This is a genomic window from Streptomyces sp. R35 (assembly GCF_041053035.1).
Classification (GTDB): Bacteria; Actinomycetota; Actinomycetes; order Streptomycetales; family Streptomycetaceae; genus Streptomyces; species Streptomyces lutosisoli.
Map to the genome: position 1 here is coordinate 10,819,825 of NZ_CP163440.1, position 21,317 is coordinate 10,841,141.

The 21,317-nt window shown below is 69.0% G+C and carries 15 protein-coding genes and 3 pseudogenes; 8 read left to right on the forward strand and 10 right to left on the reverse strand.

What is annotated here, in order from left to right:
* Positions 1-79: 79 nt before the first annotated feature.
* From AB5J50_RS48720 to AB5J50_RS48745, 6 genes and pseudogenes are all read right to left on the reverse strand, one after another.
* On the reverse strand, positions 80-502 hold the full coding sequence (locus tag AB5J50_RS48720; RefSeq protein WP_327434480.1) for a nuclear transport factor 2 family protein: 423 nt from the start codon (positions 500-502) through the stop codon (positions 80-82).
* 5 nt (positions 503-507) lie between these two features.
* Positions 508-1,314, reverse strand: coding sequence for an MBL fold metallo-hydrolase (locus tag AB5J50_RS48725; RefSeq protein ID WP_369264945.1), 807 nt, complete (start codon positions 1,312-1,314; stop codon positions 508-510).
* 39 nt (positions 1,315-1,353) lie between these two features.
* Positions 1,354-1,980 carry a DsbA family protein gene (locus tag AB5J50_RS48730; RefSeq protein ID WP_369265723.1) on the reverse strand — a complete coding sequence of 209 codons (627 nt, stop codon included), beginning with the start codon at positions 1,978-1,980 and terminating at the stop codon, positions 1,354-1,356.
* Between the two features lie 153 nt (positions 1,981-2,133).
* Positions 2,134-2,628 carry a MarR family winged helix-turn-helix transcriptional regulator gene (locus AB5J50_RS48735; protein WP_369264946.1) on the reverse strand — a complete coding sequence of 165 codons (495 nt, stop codon included), beginning with the start codon at positions 2,626-2,628 and terminating at the stop codon, positions 2,134-2,136.
* A 224-nt stretch (positions 2,629-2,852) separates the two neighbouring features.
* Positions 2,853-3,011 (reverse strand): annotated as a pseudogene (locus AB5J50_RS48740) (ABC transporter substrate-binding protein); the annotation flags it as partial.
* A 30-nt stretch (positions 3,012-3,041) separates the two neighbouring features.
* Positions 3,042-4,079, reverse strand: a complete 1,038-nt coding sequence (locus AB5J50_RS48745; protein ID WP_369264947.1) for a LacI family DNA-binding transcriptional regulator — start codon at positions 4,077-4,079, stop codon at positions 3,042-3,044.
* A 322-nt stretch (positions 4,080-4,401) separates the two neighbouring features.
* Here AB5J50_RS48745 and AB5J50_RS48750 point away from each other — a divergent pair, with 322 nt between their 5' ends.
* The 5 genes and pseudogenes from AB5J50_RS48750 (at position 4,402) to AB5J50_RS48770 (ending at position 14,079) form a co-directional block, all read left to right on the forward strand.
* The gene (locus AB5J50_RS48750) at positions 4,402-5,349 is read left to right on the forward strand and encodes a carbohydrate ABC transporter permease (RefSeq protein WP_369264948.1); all 948 of its coding nucleotides are present in this window, start codon (positions 4,402-4,404) and stop codon (positions 5,347-5,349) included.
* A complete protein-coding gene (locus AB5J50_RS48755; RefSeq protein ID WP_369264949.1) occupies positions 5,346-6,167 on the forward strand; it encodes a carbohydrate ABC transporter permease in 822 nt (273 codons plus the stop codon). The genes AB5J50_RS48750 and AB5J50_RS48755 overlap by 4 nt, the downstream gene beginning before the upstream one ends.
* 55 nt (positions 6,168-6,222) lie before the next feature.
* Positions 6,223-7,488, forward strand: a complete 1,266-nt coding sequence (locus AB5J50_RS48760; RefSeq protein ID WP_369264950.1) for an ABC transporter substrate-binding protein — start codon at positions 6,223-6,225, stop codon at positions 7,486-7,488.
* A 143-nt stretch (positions 7,489-7,631) separates the two neighbouring features.
* A complete protein-coding gene (locus AB5J50_RS48765) occupies positions 7,632-10,811 on the forward strand; it encodes a family 78 glycoside hydrolase catalytic domain (protein ID WP_369264951.1) in 3,180 nt (1,059 codons plus the stop codon).
* Positions 10,812-11,038: 227 nt separating this feature from the next.
* Positions 11,039-14,079: pseudogene (locus AB5J50_RS48770) on the forward strand (family 78 glycoside hydrolase catalytic domain).
* Positions 14,080-14,399: 320 nt separating this feature from the next.
* Here the strand turns inward: AB5J50_RS48770 and AB5J50_RS48775 are convergent.
* The 3 genes from AB5J50_RS48775 to AB5J50_RS48785 all read right to left on the reverse strand — a co-directional run bounded on the left by AB5J50_RS48775 (position 14,400) and on the right by AB5J50_RS48785 (position 17,793).
* The gene (locus AB5J50_RS48775; RefSeq protein ID WP_369264952.1) at positions 14,400-15,323 is read right to left on the reverse strand and encodes a flavodoxin; all 924 of its coding nucleotides are present in this window, start codon (positions 15,321-15,323) and stop codon (positions 14,400-14,402) included.
* A gap of 144 nt (positions 15,324-15,467) precedes the next feature.
* Entirely contained in the window at positions 15,468-16,316 is an 849-nt protein-coding gene (locus tag AB5J50_RS48780) for an aldo/keto reductase (protein WP_369264953.1), read from the reverse strand.
* Positions 16,317-16,392: 76 nt separating this feature from the next.
* Entirely contained in the window at positions 16,393-17,793 is a 1,401-nt protein-coding gene (locus AB5J50_RS48785) for an MFS transporter (protein ID WP_369264954.1), read from the reverse strand.
* Positions 17,794-17,959: 166 nt separating this feature from the next.
* On the opposite strand from AB5J50_RS48785, the gene AB5J50_RS48790 reads away from it, so the two are divergent.
* Positions 17,960-18,880, forward strand: coding sequence for a helix-turn-helix transcriptional regulator (locus tag AB5J50_RS48790; protein ID WP_369264955.1), 921 nt, complete (start codon positions 17,960-17,962; stop codon positions 18,878-18,880).
* Between the two features lie 180 nt (positions 18,881-19,060).
* Here the strand turns inward: AB5J50_RS48790 and AB5J50_RS48795 are convergent.
* Positions 19,061-19,177: pseudogene (locus AB5J50_RS48795) on the reverse strand (transcriptional regulator); the annotation flags it as partial.
* Positions 19,178-19,333: 156 nt separating this feature from the next.
* On the opposite strand from AB5J50_RS48795, the gene AB5J50_RS48800 reads away from it, so the two are divergent.
* Together AB5J50_RS48800 and AB5J50_RS48805 are read left to right on the forward strand one after the other, a co-directional pair.
* A complete protein-coding gene (locus tag AB5J50_RS48800; RefSeq protein WP_369264956.1) occupies positions 19,334-20,314 on the forward strand; it encodes a threonine/serine dehydratase in 981 nt (326 codons plus the stop codon).
* 213 nt (positions 20,315-20,527) lie between these two features.
* A complete protein-coding gene (locus AB5J50_RS48805) occupies positions 20,528-21,166 on the forward strand; it encodes an NADPH-dependent F420 reductase (protein WP_369264957.1) in 639 nt (212 codons plus the stop codon).
* The last annotated feature ends 151 nt before the right edge of the window (positions 21,167-21,317 follow it).

Sequence of the window (21,317 nt, forward strand, 5' to 3'; positions counted from 1 at the left end):
ACCGCCCCAACCCAGCCGGAGCAGCACAACAACCAAACCGCGGTCACGGCCTTCAAGGGCTCCGCCGCCAGAGCCGCGCTCAGTTCGTCATGGCCTCACGGACGAGTGCGGTATCCACGAACTGCTCGAAGCGGACGATCCTTCCTCCGCGCACGGCGAAGTGGTGGGCGACGCGGACGGCGAGTCGCTTTCCGGTCGCCTTGTTGGCGGCGGTGTAGCGGGCGAGGACGACGACGTTCTCGCCGTCGACCACGTATGTGTCGTCGTGCGCGGTCCACTCGTCCCAGTCCTGCGCGAGCTTCTCCATGACGTTGGAGGTGACACCCGCGGGGGTGCGGTACGTACCGGCCAGGGGAAAGCCGGCCATCTCGGTCCACTCCACGTCGGGGGCCAACGTGGCGCGCAGGGCCTCCAGGTCGCCTGCCGCCGAGGCCAGGTACTGCCGGCGGACGACGTCGGCCGGGGCGTCGGAGTGTGCGAAGTCGGTGCTCGGTGCGGTCATGGTCGTCAGCCCCAGGTCATTTCGCCCTTGGCGACCTTCGCACCGATCTGTGCGGCGATCAGCATGCCGTGGTCGGGGTAGCGGCGGACCAGTGCCTCGGTCAGCGCGGTTCCGTCGGTGGCCTTGCCGAGTTCCTCTTCGAAGGCGGTCAGGTAGTCCCGCGTCGCCGTGATGGCGGAGGCGTCGGCCGGGGTGTCCGGGAGGCGGTGGCCGGGGACGACCAGCTGTGGGTCGAGAGCGGCCATCTCGTCCAGCAGGTCGATCCAGGCGGCGCGCTGTTCGGCCTTGGCGGTGTCGGCGACCCAGACATGCTCCTTCTGGAACAGCAGAACGCCGCCTACGATCGCGCGGTGCTCGGCCTGCCACAGGTAGTGGCGGTCGGGCAACTCCTCGCCCCCGCCCCGAAGTTCGAAGCGGTGGCCCTCGAAGGTGATGTCGCCGGTCAGCGGCTCGAGGTCGACCAGGCGGGTGGGCAGGTTCGCCCCGAGCGCCTCCCATGCCTTGAGCTTGTCCTCGTACGAGTGCTGGATGTGCTCGATGACGTGCTCGGTGGCGAGGAACCTGGCGTCGGGGAAGGCGTTGGCGAGGACTTCGGCGCCGAAGTAGAAGTCGGGGTCACCGTGGCTGATGAGGACCGTGGTCAGCGTCTTGCCGGAGTCGAGTACCTCGGCGGCCAGCCGGTGGCCGTCGGCCCGGGTGAAACCGGCGTCGACGAGCAGCGCCTCGCTCTCACCGGTGACGAGGGTGGCGGTCTTGTTCTTGATACCGGCAGGGAAGTCGAGGTCGAGGACCTTGAAGGAGAGCGTGCTCATGAGTGCTCCTGGGAGGGTGGACTACGGGGGGAGAGAGAGTCAGGACGTGTGGTCGACGCCGACGGCAGCGAGGCGGTGGTCCACCTCGTCGGCGGTGGCGTGGCCGCGGGCAAGGGCGACGGTGCGTGAGCCGTCGACGGCGATCAGGGTGGGGAAGGAGGTGACGCCCAGCTCGGAGGTGCGGCGGAAGTCGGCCTCTGCCGCCTTCTGAGCCTGCGGTGCTTCGAACGCGGCCACCACGGCGTCGGCGTCCAGGCCTGCCTCCCTGGCGACCTGCCGATAGGTGGCCGAGGCGGACAGGTCGAGCCCGTCGACGTAGAAGGCGTGCTGCAGTGCCACGGCGAGTTCCACCGCGCGGGAGGGGGCGGTCTGTCGCAGGGCGGCGACGCCGCGGGCGGCGGCCTCGGAGTCCATCACGAACGAGCCTTCGACGGCGAGCCGCCGGTAGCTCTCTCCGAAACGGGCACCGGTCAGCCGGCTGATCGCGTCGTTGGCCTCCTGGATGTGGCCGAACCTCGTCATCGGCACCCGGCGTTCTCCGGTGAAGAGGCCGCCGGAGACGACGTTCACCGGCAGTTCGGGGTGGCGGGAGACGACCTCGCGCAACGTTCCGGAGAAGCCGTGCGACCAACCGCAGTAGGCATCGAAAACGTAGACCAGCTTCATCGACGACCTCGACAGGGGTGTGACGCCCACCGGATGCAGGCGAATTACCTGATGAAACAGTAACTGACGTGTCAGATATTTCCCTCTGCTTGTGAACCACACCACACCTGTGCGGCCGATCTCGTGAAACCGGTGCTGAGCCCTCGGCGCAGGTCAGGGCAGTCGGGGCAACACGTCCCGAGCCGTGTGGCTGAGGATGCGCAGGTCCTCCGCGAACCGCTCGCGGTCCTCGGAGGGGAGCGGCTCCTGGAAGTATCGCTTGAGGTTCTCCACATGGGCCTGCGAAGCGCGGACTGTCGTCTCCTCGCCCAGCGGAGTGAGCCGCACCAGCTTCGCGCGCCGGTCGTCGGGGGCTTCCGTCCGCACCACGAGCCCCGCCGCCTCCATGCGGTCCACCAGTCTGGTGGCGCCGCCCGTGGTCAGGACCTGTTCCTGGGCGATGGCTCGCATGGAAAGGCCCGGCACGCCCGCCCGCCCGAGGATCAGCAGTACCTCGAACATCAGATGGCTGATCCCGCACTCCTCCTCGAGCGCCCGCCCGAGGATGTACTCCAGCCGGTTGGCGGCCCCTTGCAGCCGCCCGAAGGCGAGGATCAGCTCGTGGTCCGCAGCCTCCTTCGCGGTCTTGATCCCCGCGTGCTCGCTCACAGCCTCGCCGCCTCTTTCGTTGCCCCGGGTATCACCGTACCGATCATGCCTGGGGCTGCGGGGATGACAGCGGATATGGGCCGCCCGGAGCTGCGGGGTGAGGTCGGGAAGCTCTCTGCGGGCGGGCTCCGGACGGCTGTGGCTCTGTTGTCGCTCGCCGAGTACCGCTCCGGGACGACCATGTCGACCAGGTCGAGCGAAGTGCGCGGCGCATACGAACCCACCTTGAAGGCTGCCTTGGTGCCGTCCCGCTGGGTCGGGGTGTCACCGCCGGCGTGGACGACGAGCTTCCCGCCTTCCGCGAGGGCGGCCCTGTACGGCTCGTCGAGCGTCCTCGTCTCCTCGTCTCGGCCGGTGGATCGGGAGGCGGTGGGGGAGGGCACTGGGCCTGGGAGGCGGGGGTGTCGAGCGGCCTACTCCGGTGGCCGGGCCGTGGTCCGACGCGGCACCAGCGTGGGGGCCAGGCTCACCTGGACCGAGGGGGTGTGCCGGTCGGCGATCCGTTCCAGGACGAGACGGGCGGCGTTTCTGCCGATCTCGTGCCCTGCCTGGTCGACGCTGGTCAGCGAGATCAGGCCGAACGCGGCGAACGTGGTGTTGTCATAGCCGGCCACCGAGACGTCGTCGGGGACGGAAAGCCCCGCTTCGGCGACTGCCTCCAGCGCACCCATCGCCACGACGTCCGCTCCGGCGAATACGGCTGTCGGACGCTGAGGGCGTTCCAGCAGTTCCTTGGCGCCCCGATAGCCGCCTTCCTGGGTGTAGCTGGTGGAGACGACGTCGATCCACTCCGCCAGGCCGTGGGCGCGCATGGCCTGCCTGTATCCGTCGGCGCGCCGGGCGTTGGGCATCTCGGCGAGGCGCGTCGGGTCGGTTTCGTGGTGCTCGATGTGGGCGATCCGCCGATGCCCGAGACCGGCGAGGTGGCCGACGATCAAGGAGGCACCTTCGATGTCGTCGTTCACCACCGTGTCGTACCCGGGAGAGGACCCGTGCCGGCCCACGACGACGGTCGGTACGGCGGATGCCACGTGTTCGAGGTGGGTGCGCGAGGACACGGGTGCGACCAGGATCAGGCCGTCCATCCCGCGGTCGATCATCGCCTCGGTGACTCGGGCCTCCGCCTTCTCGCCGTTGCAGCCGGGTCCCAGGAGCACTTGGTACTCCGTGTCCTCCAACGCATGGGTGATGCCGTCGAGGACCTCGGGGAAGAAGGGGTTGCGGATGTCGGGCAGCATCACGCCGATGGTGTAGGTCTGCCCGCGCAGGCCTCTGGCGCCCGCGTGCGGCCGGTAGCCGAGCTCGTCGATCGCGCGGCGCACCTTCGCCCGCATCTCGGGGCTGGCCCCGTACGCGTTGCGCAGCACCTTGGACACCGCGGTCGTGGACACCTGGGCGTGGCGTGCGACATCGACGATGGTGACGCGGCGACGCGGTGCCGGCGGCTTCATCCGGTTCCTTTCCCTTTGGGAAACGTTGCCGCCGAGTGTACGGAGAGGATCTTCGCCCCAGTAAGTCCCTCGGCGCGGCTGCTTGGTGTCTCTCTCGTAACAAGCGCGCAGCGTGCGCGGCATCTTGACGTCACGCGGGAGGCTCTCTAAGGTCTGGCCACACCTTGTGGGCAACGTTACCCACAGGCGCTACGGCCAACTGACCCGGCGTCGGACCAATCATCCGCGACGAAGAAGAGACAGTCGCTTCTCCCTACGTACCGCTGACCGCAGCCTCGGCCCGGCAATCGATTTGAAACGTTTCAACACAGGAGGTGCGTCGGTGACCCTCGCCCCGAACGAGCAACTTCCGGACCACGACCGGCCTCCGGACGCGGAACCGGTTCCACGCGTCCGGAGGGCGCGCCCCGCCCCGCCCTGGTGGTTCGCACTGCCCGCCCTGCTGCTGTTCGCCTTCGTCGTCCTGGTGCCGAGCGTGCGCGGTGTCTACTACGCCTTCACCGACTGGGACGGCCTGGATCCCCACTTCTCCTTCGTGGGCCTGGCCAACTTCTCCGACATGCTCCGCGATCCCGACGCGACGCAGGCGATCGGGCACACGCTGCTGATCGCGGTCTCGATCACGGTCGTCCAGAACGCGCTGGGGCTGCTGCTGGCCCTCGGGGTCAACTCGGCCATCAAGTCCCGAAACGTGCTCAGGGTCCTTCTGTTCGCTCCGGCCGTGATCACCCCGATCGTCACCGCTTACCTCTGGCGCAACCTGCTGGGCCCCGACGGCGCGGTCAACAGCCTGCTGGGCGCGGTCGGTCTCGACGGCTTGCGGCAGGACTGGCTGGGCAGTCCGCGACTCGCTCTGTGGGCGGTGGTCGGAGTGATCGTCTGGCAGTTCGCGGGCTACTCGATGGTCATCTTCCTGGCCGGGCTCCAGTCGGTGCCCAAGGAGGTCCATGAGGCTGCGGCCATCGACGGGGCCGGCCCCGTACGGCGCTTCTGGTCGGTCACCAGGCCGCTGCTGGGCCCGGCCCTCACCATCAATCTGATGCTGTCGATCATCGGCGGGATCAAACTCTTCGACCAGGTCTACGCGTTGACGGGCGGCGGCCCGGGGCACGCCACCGACACCCTGTCGACGCTGATCTACAAGGACGCCTTCACGCTCGGCGAGTTCGGCTACAGCATCGCCCTCGCGGTGGTCCTCACGATCATCGTCGCTGTCGCCTCCACGAGCCAGTACCTCGTACTGTCCCGCAACGAGAGGGCCGCGTCGTGAACCGATACCGGCGACGCACCCTCGCCCTGGAACTGGCGATGATCGCCATCGCCCTGGTCGTGGGCTTCCCGGTGTACGTCCTGGTCAACCTGGCCCTGCGGCCGGCGTCGGACACGTCGTCGCCGATCAGCCCGACCACCTCGCCGACCCTGCACAACTTCACGCAGGCCTGGCAGCAGGGCGCGCTGGGCGGGGCGTTGGCCAACAGCGTGATGGTGACGGTCTGCAGCGTCGTCATCGTGCTGGCCGTCTCGTCGCTGGCGGCGTACCCGCTGGCCCGAGTCACGGCCCGCTGGTCCCGGGGTACGTACCTGACCTTCCTCCTGGGCCTCGTACTGCCCTTCCAGCTCGCCTCGCTGCCGCTGTACCAGACCATGCGCGACATGGGGCTGCTCGGTACCCCGTGGGCGTTGATCCTCTTCTACTCCGGTCTGCAGGTGCCGTTCACCGTCTTCCTCTACGTCGGCTTCCTGCGCGCACTGCCCCGCGACTTCGAGGACGCGGCCCTGATCGACGGCTGCACATATCTGCAGGGCTTCAGGTACGTGGTCCTGCCGATGCTCAAACCGGTCACGGTGACGGCCCTGGTGCTCAACGCCGTCGCCGTCTGGAACGACTTCTTCACCCCGCTGCTGTACCTCAGCGGCAGCGCTCAGCAGACCATGCCCGTCGCGATCGCCGGCTTCGTCGGTCAGTACGTCACCGACTGGAACCTCATCTTCGCCGCGCTGGTGATCAGCATCCTGCCCGTCCTGCTCGTCTACTTCGCGCTGCAGCGCAGCATCATCAACGGCTTCGCGGGAGGGCTGCGCGGATGAGACGCGACGCCCACCCGTCACCGATGTCCGGTGGATCTTCCCCGAGGGGGACAAAATGAAGACACGTAAACTGCCGGTCCTGATCGCCGCGTTGACGGCCGGCGCCGTGCTGGCCGCCTGTAGTGGCGGCACCACGGCAGGCTCTGGCGGTGGTGGTTCCAAGACCTTGACCTTGGCTTCCGTGGACCAGGGCTCGATCGCGGACGTCGTCAAGGCGTTCGAGAAGGCCAACCCTGGCGTCAAGGTCCGCTACACCACCAGCGGCGCCGACCAGTACCAGCAGCAGATCCGGACCCAGTTGTCCTCGGGCACCGCACCCGACGTGATGTCGGTCTGGCCGGGCAACGGCAACCCGGCTGCCACCTACGTACTGGCCAAACCGGGCTACTTGCGCGATCTCTCGGATCAGCCGTGGGCCGCCAAGCTGCCGGACGCCATGAAGAGCGTCGCCCAGTACAAGGGGAAGACCTACAACGCGGTCTTCGGGCAGAACGGCATCGGCGCGGTCTACAACCAGCAGGCCATGGCGAAGGCCGGGCTCACTCCGCCGGACACCTGGACGAAGCTGCTGGCCTTCTGCCGGGCCGCGAAGGCCAAGGGGACCCCCGCCTTCGCGCTGGGGAACCAGGACAACTGGGTGACCCAGCTCGTCCAGTACGCGCTGGTCGCCACGACCGTCTACGGCCCCGACCGCGACTTCGACAAGAAGATGCAGGCCGGGCAGGCCACCTTCGCGAAGTCCCCGTGGACCACCGCCCTGGACAAGTACCGGACGATGGAGAGGACCGGCTGCTTCCAGAAGAACCCGCTGGGCACCAACTACGAAGCCAGCCAAGGTCTCGCCGCCACCGGCAAGACGCTCGGCATCGTCCAGGGCAACTGGGTGATCGCCCTCCTGAAGGGGAAGAACCCGAAGGGCACGTTCACCTTCAAGGCGTTGCCGGCGACCGACGGCCCGTCCGAGACCCTCATACCGGCTGCGGCGGGCGCCGGCTACGGAGTCAACGCGAAGGCCAAGAACAAGGACCTGGCCCTCAAGTTCGTGAACTTCGTGATGTCGCCCGAGGGCATGAACCTGTTCGTCAAGAAGCAGGGTGGTCTTCCCTCACTCCCGGACACGGGCTTCGCGGTCGACCCGTCCCTGACGGAACTCTCCACCTTCATCAAGGCGGACCGCACGGTGCCGTTCATGGACCAGCTGTGGCCCAATGCGAAGGTCCAGCAGACCATGCTCAGCGGGCTCCAGGAGATCTTCAGCGGTCAGTCCACGCCCGACAAGCTTCTCAAGGACATGGACGCCGACTACGCGGCCGGGAGCTGACCATCGCGCCGTCGGCCGCCCGCGGTGGCCGACGGCGTCTTCCGGCGCGTGATTGAAACGTTCAAATGGTCACGTGCCGTATCCCGCGGAATCCCTTTCCGACAAAGCAACCAGAAGCTGCATCGCACCATCGGAGGTTTGGCATGCCTACTATCCCCAACGGACCCCTGAGCCGTAGACAAGTGGTCGGCACCATGGCCGTCACTGCGGCCGGGCTGGCCCTGCCCGCGGTCCCTTGGCTCCCCGCGCAGGCCGCCTACGCCGACGAGGAGGGTGACGGTCGGGGGACGAGGGTCACCGGTCTCGCCGTCGACGGCCGCGAGGACGCTCCGCTCGGCGTCGACGACCCCGCCCCGCGACTGAGCTGGCGGGTGACGGGCGTCGGCGCGGGATGGACACAGTCCGCCTACCAGGTGCACGCGGCGCGCTCCGAAGAGGATCTCGACACGGGCCCACTGCTGTGGGACAGCGGCAAGGTCAGCTCCTCGGCCCAGACCGACGTCGCGTGGCGCGGTCCCGCGCCGGCCTCGCGCGACCGGGTCGTCTGGCGGGTTCGTGTGTGGAGCACCGACGGCACGGCGACACCGTGGAGCCGCTGCGCCGCATGGGAGACGGGGCTTCTCAAGCGCTCCGACTGGGGCGAAGCCCGGTGGATCGAGTACCCGGGCCGCACCGTCGACCAGCCGCTGCCCGTGTTCGCCCGCGCCTTCCGGACAGCGGGAAAGGTCGTCAGAGCGAGGCTGTACCTCTCCGGCGTCGGACTGCACGTGGCCCGGCTGAACGACAGGCCCGTCACCAGCGAGGTGCTCGCCCCGGGCTATTCCAATTACCAACTCTCCACCGAGTACCGGGTCTACGACGTCACTGGCCTCATCCGCCATGGCGACAACACCCTGGGCGTCGAACTGGGCCACGGCACGGCGTTGGTGACCCGCTCCATCACGAATCCCACCACCGGCCGCACCGCCCCGTACAGCTGGTGGCAGAGCCAGTTCAAGGGCAGCGGCACCCTTCTCGCGCCCGCCGCCCAAGGCGCCACCACCATCAACGTGAGCAGTGTGGCCAACTACCACGTCGGCGGCACCGTCAACATCGACACCGGCGACGGCGGCGCACGCCTGGAGTCGCGCACCATCACCGCGATCGGCAGCACCGAAATCAGCTTCCAGCCCGGTCTCACCTCAGGGCACGAGAGCGGGGCCACCGTCACCGCCTCCGGCAACTCCCTTGCGAGCACCGACCCGAGCGCGGGCGCCGCCGTCACGCCACGTCTGATCGCCCGCCTGGAACTCACCAAGGCCGACGGGACGGTCCAGACCGTCGTCAGCGACGGCTCGTGGAAGACGGCCCTCGGCCCGACCACCACGGCCAACTGGTACTCCGGCTCCGACTACGACGCCCGCCGCGAGCAGCCCGCCTGGACCGCCCCCGGCGCGGACCTCGGCGCGTCGGCGAAGCGGCGCGGCGGCACGGCCATGGGCTGGACCGACGCCGGAATCGCCCCACCGCCCAACCTGACCACCGAACTGGTCTGGCGCGTGGCCGAACCGGTCAAGGTCGCCGACAGGCTCCGCCCGGTCGGCGTCACACAGCCCCAACCCGGCGTGTGGGTCTTCGACTTCGGGCAGAACTTCGCCGGCTGGCCGCTGCTCAGGCTCGACGGCCCGCTCCCGGCCGGAACCACGGTCAAGCTGTATCCCGCCGAGTCGCTCAACGCCGACGGCACCGTCAACCAGGCGTCCATCATGGGCGGCGGTGCAGCCCGCGGTACCAACGTGTTCGCCGCCTACACGACGTACGGCGACGAGCACGGCGAGAGCTGGCACCCGCAGTTCCACTACTTCGGCATGCAGTGGCTCCAGGTGACCGGCCTGCCCGAGGGCTACGTACCGACCCTGGACACGGTCACCGGCCTGCAGATCCACGCGGACGTTCCGGACGCCGGCTCCGTGCGGACCTCCGACGACCGGATCAACCGGATTCACCGCATGTCCCGTTACTCGATCATGAGCAACACCATGTCCACCTTCACGGACTGTCCTGGTCGCGAGAAGCTCCCCTACCCCGCCGACTACGTACAGCCCTTCGGCTCCCTGCACCGCACCTTCGGATACTCGGCCTACCTGCGCACCATGCAACGGCACTTGGCGGAGGGCCAGTCCAGGGCCGGCGACAACATCGGCAACGTGGCGCTCAAGGCCCCGGTCTACGACTGGGGGTACACCGGCCGGTTCGGCGACGAGATCAACTGGGGTGACGGCATCGTCCTGGTGCCGTGGCTGGCGTACGAGACGTACGGCGACACGCAGACGATGAGCCGCTACTACCCGCAGATGCAGGCCTTCCTGAACTACATCAGGACCAGGAAGGTCGGCACAGGCGCGGACGCCTACATCGTGAACGCCGCGCTGGCCGACTGGATCGCCAGCGAGAACACCTCGGGCCGCATCACGGGAACCTGGGGCTACTACCAGATCGCCGACCGCATGGCCCGGATGGCGGCACTCATCGGCCGCGATGCCGACGCCTCCGAGTACCGCAACCTGGCTTCCAACATCAAGGACGCCTTCAACGACGCCTTCTACAACGCAAGCCTTGGCCGCTACACCGCCGAAGGCGAGCTGGGCAGTACCGGGGCGACCCAGGCCGCGCAGGCGCTCGCGCTGGACGAGGGACTCGTACCGGACGGCGAACGCGGGAAGGTGCTCGACGCACTGGTCGAACTCGTCCGCGCCCACCAGCCGTTCGGCGGCGGACCGCATCTCAGCGGCGGCACCATAGGCCTCGCGCCGATCGTCAGGGCTCTGCACGAGGGCGGCCGCGACGACATCCTCTGGGACGTCCTCCAGGAGGACACCCGTCCCAGCTACGGCTACCTGATGGCGCCCACGACAGCCAATCCCGACGGCCTGACGACCGTTCCCGAGCAGTGGGACATGGGCAACTCCAAGAACCACATGATCCTGCTCCAGATCGAGGAGTGGTTCCACAGCGGCCTGGCCGGCATCCGTCAGCCGCGAGGCAAGGCCGGCTATCGCGAGCTGGTGATCGACCCTCGTCCGGTCGGCGGACTCACCCATGTCGAGGGCAGCTACCGCACCCCGCACGGGCTGGTGTCCACGCGGTGGACCCGTGAGGACGGCAAGTTCCGGCTCGACGTCGAGATCCCGCCCGACACCACGGCAGAGGTCCGGGTTCCCAGCGACGGACACGCAGCCCAAGTGGCCGGAGACGGCGCGGTGTTCCAGGGTGTGCAGGGCGACCGTGCCACCTACGTCGTGGCCTCGGGGAGGCACACGTTCACCACCCGCGAGACGCCGTAGATCTCCGGCTCCAGGAGATCTTCAGCGGACAAGTCCATGCCCGAGCCGGCTCTTGACCGATGACGGGAAAGCGAAAGGAAGCTGGTGTGAACGATGAAGCACACAGTGCAGATGGCACCGACCGCGATGACGAGCAGGGAATCCCTCCCCACGGGGACAGAACGGGGTTCCGCCGCCGTACCGTGCTCGCCGCGACGGTCGGCGCCGTGGCTCTAGGGGATGGTGCCTTGGGAGGCGGAACGAGCGCGGTGGCGCAACCGTCGCATGGTGCGGAGGAGGACGCGGTATCAGGGCTGACCGTGGAGCACCGCACCGATCCCCTGGGCGTGGACGTCGCCCGGCCGCGCCTGGGGTGGCGCATGCGGTCCGCCGCCCGTGGGCGGGGCCAGGGCGCGTATCAGATCCTCGTCGCGAGTTCTCCGGACAAGCTGACCGGCGCCCGTGCCGACGTCTGGAACAGCGGCCGTGTCACCTCGCGCGACTCGGTGGCCGTCCGCTACGCGGGCAAGGCCCTCCGGCCCTCGACCCGCTATCACTGGACCGTCAGCGTGTGGGACGCGGACGGCCGTACGGTGGGTACCGCCCCCGCGGCCTTCTTCGAGACCGGCCTCATGAGCACCGACGGCGCCACCGGTTGGGACGGCGCGCAGTGGATCGGGATGAAGGGGAAGGCCCCCGCCTCGGCCGGCGCACCGATGCTGCGCAAGCAAACAGCCCTGAAGAGCGGGCCCCAGGTCCGCGAGGCACGGCTGTACGTCTCGGCCCTCGGCGTGTACGACGCCTACGTCAACGGACGCCATGTCACCGTCCCGCAGGACGGCGGCGCCACGACCGAACTGCTGCCGCCGGGCTGGACCAACTACGACGCGCGGATCAACTACCTGACCTACGACATCACGGACCTCGTGACATCGCAGCCGGCCGTCACCCTCGCCGTCGTCCTGGGCAACGGCTGGTACAACGCCCGCATCTCCGACGGCAGCCCGTACTACTCCAAGGACGGCAACGCCCTGGCGGTGAAGGCCAAGCTGCTGATCCGGTACACCGACGGCACGTCGCAGACGGTCGTCACCAGTGCGGACGGCGGCTGGAAGGCCACGGACACCGGCCCTTACCGGGCCGACGACATCTACGACGGCCAGACCTACGACGCCCGGAAGGAGCTGCCGGGCTGGACGGCGCCCGGGTTCGACGACTCCGCCTGGTCGGACGTGGCACGGGTCGCCTTCCAGGACAAGTACCCGGACGTGCAGCTCCTCGCCTACCCGGGCGAGACCGCGCGCTTCATGCACCGCTGGGACCGCCGGCCGCAGTCGATCACCGTCGCCACCGGGGTGACCGGCCAGGACGGCAGCCCGAACGGCAGGGGACGCATCGTCGTGGACCCGGCCCGGACGGTGACGGACCCCGCGAAAGCGCCGCCGCCTCGGTCACGATCGGCAGTGGCGAGACCGCCGTCTTCGACCTCGGCCAGAACATGGTCGGCGTGGCCCGCTACAGCCTGCGCGGACCGGCCGGGGCCCAAGTCGAGTTCAGATTCGGCGAGATGCTCAACGACGACAGCGCCGGCGCGGACGGCCCCGAGGGCTCCGTCTACCGGGCCAACCTCCGCAGCGCCAAGGCCACCAGCACATACATCCTGAAGGGCGACCGGCAGGGCGAGACCCACCAGGACTCCCTGACCTTCTACGGCTTCCGCTATGTGTCCGTCACCGCGACAGACACCGTCACGATCACCGGCCTGACCGGAAAGGTCGCCACTTCCGCGATCCACGAGACCGGCACCGTCACCACCAACGACCCCGACATCAACCAGCTGGCGAGCAACATACGGTGGGGCCAGCGCGGCAACTACCTCTGGGTCCCCACCGACTGCCCGCAACGCGACGAACGCCTCGGCTGGACCGGCGACACCCAGGTCTTCTCCACGACCGGCCTCTACAACGCGGACGCCGCCGCCTTCCTCAGCCACTTCCAGGACACGGTCGTCGACTCCCAGACCATCTACGGCGAGGACAAAGCCCAGTTCACCGGGGTCGCCCCCGGCGGACGCTACAACTTCCCGGGCGGCGGTAGCGGTTGGGCGGACTGCGGCGTCATCCTGCCCTGGACCATATGGCAGATGACCGGCGACGCGACCGTCGTCGAGCGCAGCTGGCCCGCGCTGACCCGCTACCTGGACTGGATCCAGCAGCAGACCGGCGACACCTACGCCGGACAGGGATCCCTCACCGGCGACTGGCTGGCGCCGCAGAAGACCAGCGCCCAGCTCATGAGCGACGTCTACTACGGCTATGTCGCGCGGCTGATGGCGCAGTTGGCCCGCGCGATCGGCCGGCCGACGGAGGGAGAGACGTACGACAGGCTCTTCGGACGCATCAAGCAGGCGTTCCTCACCAAGTACCTGAGCACCGAGGGCGGCACGGTCACGGTCAAGTCCAGCCTGGGCGACGCCTCCCCGATCGAACCGGGCTCCGACCCCAACCAGAAGACGGAGGACAACAGCCAGACAGCGCTGCTGTGGGTCCTCAAGCTCGGCTTCTACGAGACGGAGGCCCAACGCCGTACGCTCGTCGGGCTGTTGGCGGACAACATCGGCAATGACGCCGCCTACAAGGCGGCGCACCCGAACAGCAGCCGGGTCAAGTACGCCGAGAACACGCTGTCCGTCGGCTTCCTCGGCGTCAACCTCCTCGCTCCCGTCCTCACCGACGAGGGCCGCGCCGACCTCGCGTACAAGCTGCTGCACCAGAACGCACTGCCGTCCTGGCTCTTCTCCGTGAAGAACGGCGCCACCACCGTCTGGGAGCGCTGGAACTCCTACTCCAAGGACGCGGGCTTCGGCCCGGTCAGCATGAACTCCTTCAACCACTACGCCTACGGCGCGATCATGGAGTGGATGTACGCATACATGGTCGGCATCGCCCGCGACCCGGACAGCCCCGGTTTCAAGCGCTTCCTGCTCCAGCCCCACATCGACCCGACGGGCAGGATCACGCAGGTGTCGGGCTCGTACGAGTCGCCGTACGGCCTGATCAGCAGCGAGTGGAAGCTGGAAGACAGCGGCCGTCACCTGGTGTACGACGTGGCGGTGCCCCCGAACAGCGAGGCGGTACTGCGACTTCCGGCGGCGTCGGCCGATTCTGTCCGCGAAGGACGAACTCCACTGGCAGGAGCGGAGGGCGTGAGCTTCATCGGTTACGCCGATGGTGTCTACGTCTGCCGGTTGACGTCCGGTCGATACGGCATCACCGCCAAGCTCCGGTGAGGGGCGGCTGCTGAGAGGACGGGCGAGGCGTCCGCGGTGCCATCTGGTACTGCGGACGCACGCTTCGGCGGCGCACGCCTGTGTTTCAGACCTTCGTCAGCTCGGCGTAGCGAGTGTGGGCTGTCCAGATCGTGTCGGCGTGGCCGTCGGCCCATGTGGCGAGGGTGCGCAAGACGTGCTGGCTCTGACCCGAAGGTGGGGGAGCTTCATGGCGCGCTTGTCACCGCACCCTTCTGCCCATCACGCTGGTCTTCCCGTTCCCGCAGCCGCACTTCGCCAAGGACATGCTGACCGGGGCCGTCAAGGGGTGAGGGGTTGGTTCAGCCCGGGAGGACGCCGATGTGTCGTAGCCACGATTGGACGTCGGCACCGGCGTCCCGGACCTCCTCGCCACGTACCGCGAGCCCTTCGCCGATGGTCGCGCCCGGGCAGGACGCCCTGTAGTCACGTTCGGTCGTGCCCAGTCCGCTCATGGCGTATGTGGTGAACGGGAAGACCGTCTTGCCACGGAAGTCGAACGTCTCCGCGAAGGTCGTCATGATCATGGGTGCTCGGACGTTCCAGATGGGGTTGCCGAGCAGCACGGTGTCGTAACGCTCCATCGAGGACGGGAGGTTGGCGATGGCAGGCCGTGCTTCGGCATTCTGTTCGCGGACATTGCGTGCGACCGTCTCGTCGTAGTCGTCGGGGTAGGGGTCGACGGCTTCGATGCGGTGTACGTCGCACTCGATGCGGTCACTGATCATTCCGGCGAGGACTTCGGTGTTCCCGATCTTGAGTTTCGTGCGCCCGCCGTAGGAGTAGTTCTCGCCCGGCCGGGAGAAGTAGGCCAGCAGAACCCGCTTCCCGGCCGAGGCCGCCGAGGCAGGTCGCTTGGCGGACTCCCGCGCTGCCCCGCTCGGCGAGGACGTGGAACAGCCGGCGATCTGGATACCGGTCATGACGGTGACTCCTCCCAGAAGTACGCCACGGAGGAGTGTGCGTCGCCCCAGCGTGGAGGGTTTCGGTTCCCCGGCGGCGAGTTCGCTCGCTGTCATACGTCGGTTCCGCGAAGGGGCGATCCCGCCGTCGACCGTGCCGCCCTGTTCCAGGACGAGGTGCCGCCGGGTGGGGCCTGTGTGGTCGCACCAGCCGGGCCGGAAGATCGTGTACGGCAGTCCGCCGGCAGGCAGTAGCCGCTCGGAGCGGCGCTTCCAGGGGGAGTTGCCCGGGATGTCATCGCAGGTGGCGTAGATCGAGGTCATCTACGCCCACCACGGCCGGGCGCCGTCGAGCGCCTGGGGGGAGGTTGCGAGACGTCCGATGCTGCCGGTCGCGCCGACCCTGAGTACGTCGGTGATGTTCTGCTTCTGGGACACCGTGAAGCCCTCGCTGTCGCGCCTGCCGGGTCAGTCGTGGATGCGGAGGTTGCCGATCCGGCTGACGGCGGCCGGGTCGCGGTGGTCGAAGAACAGCGAGCCGCCGGTGTCCAGGGTGGCGATGGACGTCATCTGGTCGTCGGTGAGCTCGAAGTCGAAGACGTCGATGTTCTCCTTCATCCGGTCGGCGCGGACCGACTTGGGGATGGCGACGACTTCACGCTGGATGAGCCAGCGAAGGACGACCTGCGCCACGGACCTGCCGTGCTGGTCTGCGATACCGCTGAGCACCGGGTGCGTGAAGAGGTTGTTCTTGCCCTCGGCGAACCCGCCCCACGACATGATCTGCACGCCGCGCTCGCGCATCAGCTCCTGGTCGGCGGTGCGCTGGAAGAACGGGTGGGTCTCGATCTGGTTGACCGCGGGCGTGATCTCGTTGCGGTCGATGAGGTCGACGAGCCGGTCGGCGTAGAAGTTGGAGACGCCGATCGCCTTGGCCCGGCCTTCGCGGTTCAGGCCCTCCATGGCACGCCAGGAGCCGTGGACGTCACCGTAGGGCTGGTGGATGAGATACAGGTCGAGGTAGTCCAGGCCGAGCTTGCGCAGCGATGTGTCGAAGGCGCGCCGGGTGTTCTCCTCGCCGGTGTCCTGCACCCACAGCTTGGTGGTGACGAACAGTTCCTCGCGCGGGATGCCGCTGGCCTTGATGGCACGGCCGACGGCCTCCTCATTGCCATAGGCGGCGGCGGTGTCGAGGAGCCGGTAGCCGGCGGCCAGGGCATCGGTGACGGCCTGCTCGGTCTGCTCCGGGGCGATCTGGAAGACGCCGAAGCCGAGGATCGGCATCTCTACGCCGTTGTTGAGGGTGACGGTCTGCATGGGATTTTCCTTTTGCACGGGAGGAGCGGATTGGGGCAGGTGGTCGTTCAGAGTCCGGGCCGTGTCGCCGTGGTCATCACGCCTTCCGGGCGGGTCGGAGCAGCACGGCGGCCACGACGCTCACTGCCACGGTCGCCGCGGCGATCAGTAGACTGGTGTGCAGGCCGGAGACGAACCCGGCCCGGTCGGCGACGAGTGCGCCGAAGGCGGCGACGGCCAGGGCGCCGCCGAGCTGGCGCGCCGCGTTCAGCACACCACTGGCGACACCGGCCCGCTCGGCGGGCACGTTCTCCAGCAGGAGCGCCACCAGCGCGGTCACGGCCATCGCGCCGCCGGCACCGACCGGCACCATCAGCACCACCGACAGCCATACCGGCGCGGCGGCGGGCACGGTCACCATCGCCAGCAGCCCCGTGGCCATCAGCAGCTGTCCGCTGATCACCGGCATCCGCGCACCGAACCGCGTCGACATGCGGGCGGCGACCGGGCCCATGAAGGACGTGAGTACGGTCATCGGCAGGAACGCGACACCGGTGGCGAGCGCGGTCAGCCCGTGCACCTGCTGGAGGTACAGCCCGAGCAGGAAGATCATCCCGTAGAAGCCCACGTTCAGGGCGAACCCGATGGCGGCCGACAGGGACATCGTGCGGGAGCGCAGCAGCGGCAGCGGTGTCATCGGGTGCCGTCCACGGGCCTGTGCGACGACGTAGACGACGGCCGCGACGACCGCCACGGCGAAGGCGGCCAGGACCCGCGCGGCGCCGAACCCGTCCGCACCGGCCTCGATGACCGCGTACGTCAGCCCGCCCAGGGCGGAGACCGCGGCCACCTGGCCGGTCCAGTCGAAGGGCGCCTGCTGCCGGGGAGAGGGCTGGGCGCGCCTGAGGAGCAGCAGGGCCACCGCGCCGACGGGCACATCGACGAAGAAGATCATCCGCCAGTCGACGACGGTGAGCAGCCCACCGGCCACGGGTCCGGCGGCGGCGCCGACGGAACCGCTCACGCCCCACAGGGCGATCGCCTTCGCGCGGGCCGCCGGGTCGGGGAAGACCTCCCGCAGCAAGGAGAGGGAGGACGGTACGACCATCGCGGCGCCGGCTCCCTGCACCAGTCGCGCCGCCACCAGAACGCCCAGGTTCGGGGCTGTCCCGCACACCGCGGATGCTGCCACGAACAGGCCCAGGCCGACGGCGAACGCCTGGCGCGCCCCGATACGGTCACTGATCGCGCCGGCGGACAGGAGGAACGCGGCGAAGGCGAGCGTGTAGCCGTCGACCACCCGCTGCAGCCCGGTCATCCCGCTGCCGAAACCGCGCCCGATCGAGGGCAGGGCCACGTTCACGATCATCGCGTCGACCATGATCGTGAAGAAGCCGAGCAGTACGGCGGCCAGCGCCATACGCCCACCCGGCCGGCTCTGCGGCGGCAGTCCGGCCGTTCCTGCGTGGAGGGGTGTGGGCGAGGCGGACACGGACACGGGACGATCTCCAGTGCTGGAAGGACAGGATGCTGACAGACACCGAGCCTGTCGCTCTTTCAGGCCCGGTGGCAGGCCGGGCTGTGCCGGGGTGTGGTGTTCGGGGGGCATGACAGTGCCCCCCACGCGCCTGTCATGCAGGTCAGCGCGGTGTGACACTGTCGAAATGGCATCCGAGCAGAGCACCAGCAGTAGCGGCGGCATGGAGCTGGGCAGGTTCCTGTACGCGCGCCGCACCCAGACCCGCCCCGACCAGGTCGGCCTCACTGTGGGCACCGGCCTGCGCCGAACCCCCGGTCTGCGCCGCGAGGAGCTGGCCACGCTCGCCGGCATCAGCATCGACTACTACGTCCGTCTGGAGCGTGGTAAGGAGACCCGCCCCAGCCCCTCTGTCCTCGATGCCCTGGCGCGTGCCCTGCGTCTCGACGACGCCGAGCACCGGCACCTGCGCGAGCTGGCCACCCAGGCCGCACGGTACGCCCCCGAGCCCCCGCCGCCGCCCAGCCGGACCGTGCGCCCGCACCTGAAGCTGGTCCTGGAGACGCTACGGCCGAGCCCCGCCTACATCATCAGCCGCAGCATGGACCTGCTCGCCTGGAACCCCGGCGGCCTCGCCCTGTACGCGGGCCTCGCCGACTGGCCCGCCACGCAGCGCAACCTGGCCCGCTACCTCTTCCTCCACCCCGCCGCGCGCACGCTCTTCCGTGACGACTGGGAGTATCAGGTTCGCGGCTGCGTCGCCCGGCTGCGCGCCCAGGCCGGCCTCGACCCGGACGCCCCCGACCTCACCAGCCTCGTGGGTGAACTCCTGCTCAAGAGCCCGGAGTTCGCCAAGTTGTGGGAGCGCTACGACGTCGTCGGGCGCAAGAAGACTCGGAAGACCTTCCACCACCCCGAGGTCGGCACCCTCACCATCAGCGGGCAGAGCATGCACCTCGACGACACCCCGGGCCAACGCCTCGGCGTCTACACCGCCGATCCCGGCACGCCGGACCACGACGCCATGCTCCTGCTCGACCTGACCGCCCCGCAGGCCGCCGGGCATTCAGGTGCCAAGGTCGAACAAGAACGGCGCACACAGTCCTGAGGCGCACTCAGTCCTGACCAGAACGCTGCCTGCCCGCAGTCGGAGCCAGGGGCAGGAGGAGGACGACGTGGCGTCGTCCGAGTCGGGGGAGGGTTCGCGCGGCGTCGGCTGGGAGTCGAGGGGCGAGGTCGCCGACCTCGGGATGGTGGAGGTCTTGCGGCCGTGGCTGTGGCCTCTGGCGTCGTAGCGCTTCCGCAGACGGGCGAACTCCGGTCTCTTGAGCAGGAGTTCACCGGCGAGCTGGGTCAGGTCGGGGGCGTAGCGGTCGGTCCCTGCCAGGGCGCGCGGACGGACGACACTGACCTCGTCGACCTCGTCCGCGCCGGAGCCCGCTTCGAATGCGGCCACTTCGTCGAACGCCCCGAGGCTCACGCAGCCTGATCAACCTCGACCGACCCGCAGAATTGACAATTACTCGATGCAACAGCGCCGGCGGCACTAGGCTGCCGTGTCGTGCTGGAGACGCGCCTCGACACTGCTCGGATTCGGGCGGCTCGCCGGGTCATCGACCCGATGTTTCTCGACACTCCGCTGTACCGCTGCGAGGCGCTGGAGCCCGACCTCGGGTGCACGGTGAGCATCAAGCTCGAAACGGCGAACCCGGTCCGCAGCTTCAAGGCCCGCGGCACCGAGGTCGTCGCGAGCCTGCTCGCCGAGCATGACTCGCGAGCCGTGGTGTGCGCCAGCGCGGGCAATCTTGGCCAGGCCCTCGCTTGGTCCGGTCGTGGCCGGGGGCTCGACGTGACCGTGGTGGCATCCCGCTTTGCGACGGTGGCCAAGCTTGATCGCATCCGCGCATTGGACGCCAGGCTGGAGCTGGTTGACGGCGACCACGAGATGGCTCGCGAGCGGGCGGCGGCCATAGCGCGGTACGACGGCATCCGGCTGGTCGAAGACAGCCTGGACATCGAGACCTGCGAGGGCGCGGCGACCATCGGCCTGGAACTGGTGGACACCGTGCCGTCGTTCGACGCCGTTCTGATCGCTCTCGGCGGCGGGGCGCTGGCCACCGGTGTGGGTCATGTGGTGAAGGCCTTGGCGCCCGAAGCCGAGGTGATCTGCGTTCAGCCGCTGGGCGCACCGGCGATGACCCACTCGTGGCGCAGGCGGCGCGTCGTCACCACGGATTCGACCGACACCATCGCTGACGGCGTCGCCGGCCGGTGTCCCATCCCGGCGGTCCTGGACGACCTCCTCCTGGTCGCTGACGACGCCGTGCTGGTCCAGGAGGCGTCGATCATCGCCGGTATGCGGATGCTCCTCGACCACGCCGGCCTCGTCGTCGAACCGTCGGCCGCGCTCGGCATCGCGGCGATCCTCGAAGACCGTGACCGCTTCGCCGGCCGGCACGTAGTCACCATCGTGTGCGGCAGCAACGTCGACGTAGACGCCTATCACCGCTGGGTCGGTGCGGCTCCCGTCCACAGGTCTTGACGATTGCTCCGCGCGGCGGGGGCGCACGGAGAACCGCTGTCCTGAGCGCACCGTAAAGATGCTTCAACGTCTGCGCTCTGTTTGGCTGACCTTGTAGGCGCGGCGATCGCACATGACGCAGGGTTATCTGAGGAAGCAGATATTTCGTTTGCTGCGGCCGCGCCTCCGCATCGGGCTACACGCCTGAGCGGCCGTCCCCGAAGGAGCCCTGACATGCAGATCACCCTCATCGGTCCCGGCAGCATGGCCGGCGGTATCGCGACCCGCGCGCTCACCGGCGGGCATGGTGTCCGACTCGTCGGCAATGACGCGACCAAAACCGAGGCGCTCGTCGACGTGCTGCGCGAACGGGTCCCTGGCGCCGACGTGGAGGCCGCGGACGGCGTCGACGGTGCCGACATCGTCGTCCTCGCGCTGCCGTATCCGGCGGGCAGGGATGTCGTCGCCGCCCGGGGCGACGAGCTCGCCGGCAAGGTCGTCGTCGACATCTCCAACCCCGTCGACTTCGCCACGTTCGACTCGCTGGCGACCCCGCCCGGCACTTCGGCCGCCGAGGAGATCGCTGCCGCCGCCGCTGACGGCGTCACCGTCGTCAAGGCGTTCAACACCACCTTCGCCGGCTTGCTCGTCGCGGGTGAGGTCGGCGGCGCGCCGTTGGACGTGTTCATCGCCGGCGACGACGAGATGGCGAAGAAGAAAGTGTCCGACCTGGTCACCTCCGGTGGCCTGCGGCCGCTCGACGCCGGCCCGCTCCGGCGCGCCCGCGAGTTGGAGGCACTCCAGTTCCTGCACATGGCCATGCAGCAGGCGCTCGGCACCAACTGGGGCAGCGCGATCAAGATCCTGCCCTGACCGCGGCCCGCCCCCACCGGCTGCGGCGGTGTCGGTGCGGCGGAAGGGGCGTACGGCGTCGAGGTCGGTGTCGGCGCCGAGGCCGACCTCGATCCAGACGGGGGGCGTGCTTGGGCCGACCGTGACCGTTGCGGCGACGATCTCGCCGTCG

Excerpts from the sequence above, each read along its gene's own strand:
- AB5J50_RS48760 (WP_369264950.1), top strand. The coding sequence starts at position 6,223 with ATGAAGACACGTAAACTGCCGGTCCTGATCGCCGCGTTGACGGCCGGC.
- AB5J50_RS48805 (WP_369264957.1), top strand. The coding sequence starts at position 20,528 with ATGCAGATCACCCTCATCGGTCCCGGCAGCATGGCCGGCGGTATCGCG.
- AB5J50_RS48765 (WP_369264951.1), top strand. The coding sequence starts at position 7,632 with ATGCCTACTATCCCCAACGGACCCCTGAGCCGTAGACAAGTGGTCGGC.
- AB5J50_RS48720 (WP_327434480.1), bottom strand. The coding sequence starts at position 502 with ATGACCGCACCGAGCACCGACTTCGCACACTCCGACGCCCCGGCCGAC.
- AB5J50_RS48775 (WP_369264952.1), bottom strand. The coding sequence starts at position 15,323 with ATGACCTCGATCTACGCCACCTGCGATGACATCCCGGGCAACTCCCCC.
- AB5J50_RS48745 (WP_369264947.1), bottom strand. The coding sequence starts at position 4,079 with ATGAAGCCGCCGGCACCGCGTCGCCGCGTCACCATCGTCGATGTCGCA.
- AB5J50_RS48780 (WP_369264953.1), bottom strand. The coding sequence starts at position 16,316 with ATGCAGACCGTCACCCTCAACAACGGCGTAGAGATGCCGATCCTCGGC.
- AB5J50_RS48730 (WP_369265723.1), bottom strand. The coding sequence starts at position 1,980 with ATGAAGCTGGTCTACGTTTTCGATGCCTACTGCGGTTGGTCGCACGGC.
- AB5J50_RS48790 (WP_369264955.1), top strand. The coding sequence starts at position 17,960 with ATGGCATCCGAGCAGAGCACCAGCAGTAGCGGCGGCATGGAGCTGGGC.
- AB5J50_RS48725 (WP_369264945.1), bottom strand. The coding sequence starts at position 1,314 with ATGAGCACGCTCTCCTTCAAGGTCCTCGACCTCGACTTCCCTGCCGGT.